Source organism: Motilimonas eburnea (assembly GCF_021295345.1).
GTDB lineage: Bacteria > Pseudomonadota > Gammaproteobacteria > Enterobacterales > CBDFNC01 > Motilimonas > Motilimonas eburnea.
Window position 1 is genome coordinate 66,304 of sequence record NZ_JAIMJB010000022.1, and the last position, 7,284, is coordinate 73,587.

The following is a 7,284-nucleotide window of genomic DNA, read 5'->3' on the forward strand; positions in this document are numbered from 1 at the left end:
AACTTATAAGGCTAATGAGCTAAGTTGTTTAGGTATAGTTTTATTTTCTGTGTGCAATTTTTCTGTGTGGCCGTAAAATAAGCGGCCCCGACAGAGTTACAGGTAATTATGAACGCTTTTTCGCTCGCAGCGCAAAAAAATTGGCCACAAGATAGCCTCGCCGTGCTTACCGAAGTTTTCGGTTACAGCAGCTTTCGTCAAGGTCAGCAAGCCGTGATAGAGCACGTTGCCCAAGGCGGTGATAGCTTAGTGATCATGCCAACGGGTGGTGGAAAAAGCCTGTGTTACCAAATTCCAGCCTTGCTCCGCGATGGCGTGACCTTTGTTGTTTCGCCCTTGATTTCATTGATGAAAGATCAAGTTGATGCGCTCAATGCCTGTGGTGTGCCAGCGGCTTACCTGAACTCTAGCCTGAGTCGAGCCGAGCAATTACAAGTGCTGTCGGCCATTCGCCATGGCGAAATCAAGCTTTTGTATGTGGCTCCCGAACGTTTGATGCAAGCCGACTTTCAGCAAAAACTACACGAACTGCCGTTGGCACTGTTTGCCATTGATGAGGCCCATTGTATTTCTCAGTGGGGCCATGATTTTCGGCCCGAATACGCCATGTTGGGGCAATTAAAAAATCTGTTTCCTCAGGTGCCCATGATGGCATTGACGGCGACGGCAGATCACGCCACCCAACAAGACATATTACATCGCCTGAACCTGCAACACCCCTACACCAATATCAGCAGTTTCGACCGCCCCAATATTCGCTATAACCTAGTTGAAAAGTACAAGCCGCTCAGCCAGCTACTTAGCTATATCAAACAGCAAAACGGCCAAGGCGGCATCATCTATTGCGGTAGTCGCAAACGCACCGAAGAAGTCGCAGAAAAGCTAAGCCAACAAGGCTACAAGGCCGATTACTATCACGCAGGTAGGCCGCAAGAAGAACGCCAACAAGTCCAAGACGCCTTTATCAAGGACGAACTCGATATCGTGGCGGCCACCGTTGCTTTTGGTATGGGGATAAATAAACCGAACGTGCGTTTTGTGGTGCATTACGATATTCCCAAAAATATCGAGTCTTACTACCAAGAAACCGGCCGTGCTGGGCGTGACGGCTTAGCCGCCGAGGCCATGATGCTATATGATCCCGCCGACATTGCGCGGGTGCGTGGCCTGTTAGAAAAAAACAATAATCCCGACCAACTGCGGGTAGAAATGCACAAGCTTAACGCCATGGCCGCCTTTGCCGAAGCGCAGACGTGTCGTCGCCAAGTGTTGCTTAATTACTTTGGTGAGCACCAAAGCGAGCCTTGCGGCAACTGTGATATTTGCCTCAACCCGCCGCAGTCCTTTGACGCCACCGAAGATGCGCAAAAGTCCTTGTCCTGTGTTTATCGGGTAGGGCAAAGCTTTGGTATGAACTATGTGGTGGAAGTCTTGCGCGGCTCTCAAAATCAAAGAGTTAAAGAGCATGGCCACGATAAGCTATCCACCTTTGGCTTAGGTAAAGCCAAATCCACCGAATATTGGTTAAGCATCTTACGCCAGCTGGTGCATTGCGGTTTTTTACAACAAAACATTACCCGCGGCTCGGTGTTGCAACTAACCGAAGCGGCCAGACCGCTGCTTAAAGGCGACATTAAGCTGACTTTGGCCGTGCCAAGGATCCAACCCCTTACCAGTAAAGCCAGCAAGCCTAGTGGCAGCAACAAACTGGCGTTTTTAGATTACGACAAGGCGCTATTTGCCCGCTTGCGTAAACTGCGCAAAGAGCTAGCCGATGCCGCCGATGTGCCGCCTTATGTGGTGTTTAATGACGTGACCTTAGCAGAAATGGCCGAGCTTAAGCCGCGTACCGAGCGCGAATTTTTAGAAATTAGTGGCGTGGGATACACCAAGCTAGAAAAGTACGGTAGTCCTTTTTTAGCAGCCATCGCCGAATATGAAGATGATTACTAAGGCCAACATGACGCAAACAACCTATCCCGGAGCTTGGTCACTGCATTTGCAAGGTGATGAATTGCAATTGTGCTTTGCCGCTGAATTTGACCTGCACTACGATAACTTTGTGCAATTTGCTGAGCAACTGCTGCAAAACCATCAGCTTAAAGCCATTCAACAAGATGCGGCCGCAGACGCCCATTGCTGGGTGGTGAGTGGTGGGCGCGATCCGCACGACCATGCTCATTTATTACTTTACTATCAGGAAATGAGCCAAAGCTGCTGGTTTTGCGTAACCCGAGAAGACGATGAAGCCGCATTACTTGGCTTAGCCAATCGTTTGATTAGTCTGTCAGCCTAGATAGTTACAACGACAGTTCTTTGGGAGTGGTTTTCTGTCGGAGCGGTTTTCTGTGGGAGCGGTTTTTAAACCGCGAATAGCTTAACCATTCACACGCTCATTCGCGGAATAAATTCCGCTCCCACAACTACAGAGCATCTGCATCCACCTTCCACTTTTCACTAGATTCATTCAAGCGCGATCACTTTGGATCGCTTTTCGGTGGGAGCTGCAATCATACAGCGATAAATATAAGCCTTGGTTATCCAAAGCTCAGGTTATCTTAGTTCGATCCATTGGACTTAGGGTATTGGCAAAGCGCGACCCCATCACATGAGTATAAATCTCGGTGGTTTTCACATCTTGATGGCCTAATAAATCCTGCACCGTTCGAATGTCTGTGCCATTGAGTAATAGCTGGGTAGCAAAGGAATGACGAAAGGTGTGCGCCGTGACTCGTTTGCTTAATTGGCTGGCGACCACCGCCCGACGTAAGGCCTTGCGAAATGCGGTTTCGTGCAGGTGATGACGGCAAATATAGCCATCATAGGGGTGTTCAGAGCAATGGCTCGAAGGAAACAGATATTGCCAAGCAAAATCTGTTGCAGCATTACCGTACTTTTTTATCAAGGAGGGTGGTAATGATGTTAACCCTAAACCTTGCTCTTTATCAGATGTATGAATGACTCGAACCTGTTCTACCTGAGCTTGTAGGTAGGGGGTGAGCACTTGGGGTAATAAGGTGTAACGGTCTTTGCGGCCCTTGCCACGAAATACAAATAAAGTGTGATCAGAAAAGTTAAGATCTTTTACCCTCAACCGCAGTGCTTCGTTTATGCGCAGGCCACAACCGTAGAGTAAGGATGTGATTAACCAGTATTTACCTTGTAAATGGCTCAACACAAGTTGTACCTCTTGATGGCTTAGTACCGTAGGCATACGCTTTTCTTTTTTGGTAAAGCTATATTCCAAACCAGTAATTTCAACCTGTAAGATGTGCTTGTACATATACATTAATGCGCAAAGCGCGATGTTTTGGGTGCTACTGCTTACTCTGCGTACATTGGCTAGATAAGAAAGAAATTGTTCTATTTCAAGATTGGCCATCTGCTCTGGATGGCGTTTGTGATGAAAATAAATGAACTGACGGATCCAAAATAAATATGTTTTTTCGGTTTGCAAGCTATACCGACGGGCGCGTAAATCGGCTCTTATTGATTCAATAAACGGAGACTTTGCCATATCAACCACAATTCAAGTGTGCTGTTTATTTATACAGGTATAATGGGGTTTTATTGATTCTGCCAGTTTTGGGCGCGGTAAATAAAATGAAAAAGTCTCGCTTTGTTCACATTAGATACCTAATCTGTTGATATATAATCACAAAAAATATCAGCCTGTTTCTTTACGGGGGCCAGATTGGGTCTCGGTAATTTCCAGTCTCGGTTTGTTTTCCTCTTAGATGAGAGTTAACTTCGATGAATCTTGCGTAACAGTCTGATAATAAATGACATTAATGGGGTAAGCCTAGGCGGAAGCGTGCGGGTTTACCAAGAAAAGTGTGTAATACACTGTTATGCTCTCGGTTAGTTATGGCAATTGAATTTGAACTAGTGAATCAGACAAAGAAGGAACTTATTTCTTTCTGTCATCTGAATGGAAACAAGAAAAGAGAATTGGCCGGAGGTTCAGCTCAATCTGCTCTCGTTACTTGGTATCTTCTTCAAAACCAGGGAGATGAGATTCAGTTCGTGAGTGATTCTGATAGCGATTGGCCATTTTCAAATGGATCAAAATGTGACCTTAAATCATATAGAGATGTTACAAATGAACTCATTGAAGAGCTAGAGTCTCGAGAGATTTTAAAAGACATCGGTTATCTATATAGAGATGAAGATGATCCGGATACAATCTATATAAGAGATATTGTTAATGTCTGGGGAAAATGAGCATAACAAGGGCAGGCAACGGACTTGTAAAACGGTCACTCGTTTTGCAAAAAGCCGCAAAACAAACGCCCATTTTACAAGCCGCTGCTGCCAGCGTTATGCAGCAGGTCATAGTTCAGTTGATCTAGACCGTAGCAAATGTCTATCATGTGGAATATCATTATGCCAAAATTAAATTGAGGCAATTCCTGTGAAAAAATTACTCTTACCTGTATTCCTTCTTAGTATTACTGGTTGTACGACGATCAACTATAGCGCAGACACTTTAGAGAATCATTATTCGCTGCCTGAACTTCATCAGGTAACTACATCATATGTTGGTGACCACATGATCGATCAAGGTGTCGCAACAACAATGAAGTATCTCTCGATAGGAAACACTATTGACGGCGCAGCATATGACATTCCAAAAGGTGAATATATGCAAATTGGTCACAGCAAAGGAGTGGAGTACTTCGCTGTTTCTTCAAATAATAACGCTAGAGTGAACTATATTTCTGGGTTATTTGAGCCACCAATCGCTCTATCTCTGGAGAGCAATAAAGTATGTGTTACTACCGTTTCTTACCAACCAGCTCAGTGCTATGAGAACGGAAACGCTAAAATTTCCAACAAAACAGTACACTCTGGCAGCTCTTTTAAACAGACTCTGATTTACAACGGCTCAGTTGGTGACAAGATAAACATTTCCTATAGAGAGTTTTCTAGTGGTATGGCTCGTGACGCATTTACCAATAACGTTGAGTATGACATGTCCAAATCACACATAATCAATTACAAAGGTGCTGTAATAGAGGTAATGGAGTATGACAATAGCTCTATTAAGTTCGTGGTTAAAAAGCACTTTAGAGACAACTTTGCAGTTAAAAATTAGTGATACGGCAGTAGCTGCATAACAAGCGCAAGCACGTGGAACAAATTCCCGCTGCGCTCCAATTTGTCCGGTGTTGTGGACGTTAGGCACGCAAGGAGATCACCATTAAGTGGCAATTATTTAAAGAACTAGATGTTCCTTGTTCAGATATTTCATACCAATGGATTTCTGAGCGTGGCGCTCGTTTAATTGTGACCATGCATTTTTCTAGAGTTATTGGTGGCTGTAATAAAGATCTTGAACTGACTTTCTCCGATCCAATTGCTCTGCAATGGGAAGATGAGTCTTATGGTATTATTGATCTTCCTGACACTCTCCCAAAGTGTTCGGCAGTTGGTTTCACAGGCTGGACGTATCCAACTTTGATTGTTCCAAAATCTAAGTGGGCTGATAAGTATGCGGCTAGAACGCATACAGAAGAAGAGTATAAAAATCATAAAGTAACTCACTTCGCTTTTATATCCATGAATGATCTTCTTCACGTATTGTCAGTGGAAAAGCCAAGTGCAAAGCTAATCGAGGTGTCAATTGCCTAACAAGTGCATGTTGCCGGACTTGGGTAAACTGTCACCTTTTTCGCGCTGCGCGGCAAAAAAGCCGCCAGTTCACCCAAGCCGCAAATGCAGGCGTTAACTGTAATATGAAACTTGAGCTAATAAACGACGAAAACCTAACACCAGAGCTTTTCGAGAGGCATCCTGTTTGGGCTGAATATCATGAGCCCGCAGATGCAAAGCGAATGGTGGATGATGGATTTTCCAAAGAGGAAGTAGAGTCAGAATTAAACAGAATTAGATATTCAGATGCATATCTAATTCCTGTTGTGAGCTATAAAGGAAAGTCTCCATACGAATTCACCCATTACAGAGCAAAAGCAAGCATTGGGAACAAAAAGGGATTTGATGCATACCTATTCGCCATAAACGGTGAGATCAACACATATGGTATATATGATGGCGATGAATGGCAGGTAATAAACTTTTCTTTTTTAGACATTGATGAGGAGATGGAAATCAAAGCTGCACTTGGTGTAGAAAGTCTATTTCCGCTTCATATTGAGGCTTTTGGAAATATTGAGTACGCTAAAACTTATGCAAGCAAACCTAAAAACAGTTAACAAGGCAAGGCATTGGATGCTACGCACCAATGCTTGCGGCGTTATGTGTAAAAACAGGAGTTCGCAGGCAAAATGGATTTGATATCAGGTTACGGAACCCCTTACGATCCTTTTCCCGCTCTTGAAAGGCTTAAAACTGATCATGAGTTAGCGATCAATGAACTCTGGGAAAATTTATATCACCAAGGAGATGTGGGGACAGCTTCTTACGCTGCTGTACCAATATTGGCGCAAAAAGGTGAGCTGTCTTTGGTTGCCGCTATTGAAGTAGCGCGTCATAAAGACCATAACCCTGAAATACCAAGTGAACTTGTTACTGGTTATAATCAAGCACTAGTGTTTGCTTTAGAAACTATGCCAACGACTGAAGAGCAATTTCAGGGCTATTATACAATTCACGCATCAGTAAATGGTCAGCATCAATTAGCTAAGGCGCTAAACTTATTAAGTGTCTCAGAGATTCTAGTCGAGTATGAATAAACACATAACCAGCAGCTCCACCGGACTCCGTAATGTTTGCCCCTTTGCTGCAAAAACACGCAGCAAAGTCGCCAACATTACTCCGCGCGGTGAGCTGGGCGTTATGTGTTTGCGTTACGAGGTATATATGACAACTCCTTACAATATGACTTTCGCGTGTATGGGTTGTCGTAAGTCATTTAAGCGCGAGTTCAATTTAGCAAAAGAATGTCCGCCTGAATTAGTTTGCCCTAATTGTGGAGGCACATCTTATAATTTTGGTCGTCATTTTAAATCTCCTAAAAAAACTGATAGTAAACAATGGAAAAAAGTTGAGTTTCTATTTGAGCATGGTTTCAGGTTTCAAAAAATTAGAATAGGTAGTGGACACCATGATGTTGTTCCTTATCCCGAAACTTTAGAGCAAGCGAAAGAATTCGTTATTAAATATAAAAAATACTCGCTCAACGAAGAATAAACACATAACAAATAAGAATAGGTGTCGCGCAGCCGACACCTTATTCGGTTGTTGGACAAGCCCGAGCCTCGATGTGCTCGACTCTTTCATTATTAAGTAAATTACGCGATGTGGTATCAGCCGCGCTGACCC

General features: G+C 43.8%; 9 protein-coding genes. 8 read left to right on the forward strand and 1 reads right to left on the reverse strand.

The genetic code is table 11. The features are described from left to right. Positions 1-108: 108 nt before the first annotated feature. Together recQ and K6Y21_RS18105 are read left to right on the forward strand one after the other, a co-directional pair. Positions 109-1,953, forward strand: a complete 1,845-nt coding sequence (gene recQ, locus K6Y21_RS18100; protein WP_233073288.1) for a DNA helicase RecQ — start codon at positions 109-111, stop codon at positions 1,951-1,953. Between the two features lie 7 nt (positions 1,954-1,960). After that, positions 1,961-2,296: a DUF3630 family protein gene (locus K6Y21_RS18105; RefSeq protein ID WP_233073289.1), complete on the forward strand. Its 336-nt coding sequence runs from the start codon at positions 1,961-1,963 to the stop codon at positions 2,294-2,296. A 252-nt stretch (positions 2,297-2,548) separates the two neighbouring features. Here the strand turns inward: K6Y21_RS18105 and K6Y21_RS18110 are convergent, their stop codons facing one another. Further along, positions 2,549-3,517 carry an integron integrase gene (locus K6Y21_RS18110; protein ID WP_233073290.1) on the reverse strand — a complete coding sequence of 323 codons (969 nt, stop codon included), beginning with the start codon at positions 3,515-3,517 and terminating at the stop codon, positions 2,549-2,551. A 350-nt stretch (positions 3,518-3,867) separates the two neighbouring features. Here K6Y21_RS18110 and K6Y21_RS18115 point away from each other — a divergent pair, with 350 nt between their 5' ends. The 6 genes from K6Y21_RS18115 (at position 3,868) to K6Y21_RS18140 (ending at position 7,152) form a co-directional block, all read left to right on the forward strand. Further along, the gene (locus tag K6Y21_RS18115; protein WP_233073291.1) at positions 3,868-4,224 is read left to right on the forward strand and encodes a hypothetical protein; all 357 of its coding nucleotides are present in this window, start codon (positions 3,868-3,870) and stop codon (positions 4,222-4,224) included. 190 nt (positions 4,225-4,414) lie between these two features. After that, the gene (locus K6Y21_RS18120; protein WP_233073292.1) at positions 4,415-5,098 is read left to right on the forward strand and encodes a hypothetical protein; all 684 of its coding nucleotides are present in this window, start codon (positions 4,415-4,417) and stop codon (positions 5,096-5,098) included. Positions 5,099-5,295: 197 nt separating this feature from the next. Further along, positions 5,296-5,634 (forward strand): hypothetical protein, encoded by a 339-nt coding sequence (locus K6Y21_RS18125; protein WP_233073293.1) that lies wholly within the window; start codon positions 5,296-5,298, stop codon positions 5,632-5,634. A gap of 104 nt (positions 5,635-5,738) precedes the next feature. Further along, positions 5,739-6,215, forward strand: a complete 477-nt coding sequence (locus K6Y21_RS18130; RefSeq protein WP_233073294.1) for a hypothetical protein — start codon at positions 5,739-5,741, stop codon at positions 6,213-6,215. 72 nt (positions 6,216-6,287) lie between these two features. Further along, positions 6,288-6,695 carry a hypothetical protein gene (locus tag K6Y21_RS18135; RefSeq protein ID WP_233073295.1) on the forward strand — a complete coding sequence of 136 codons (408 nt, stop codon included), beginning with the start codon at positions 6,288-6,290 and terminating at the stop codon, positions 6,693-6,695. Beyond that, positions 6,688-7,152, forward strand: a complete 465-nt coding sequence (locus tag K6Y21_RS18140; protein ID WP_233073296.1) for a hypothetical protein — start codon at positions 6,688-6,690, stop codon at positions 7,150-7,152. The genes K6Y21_RS18135 and K6Y21_RS18140 overlap by 8 nt, the downstream gene beginning before the upstream one ends. Positions 7,153-7,284 lie beyond the last annotated feature (132 nt).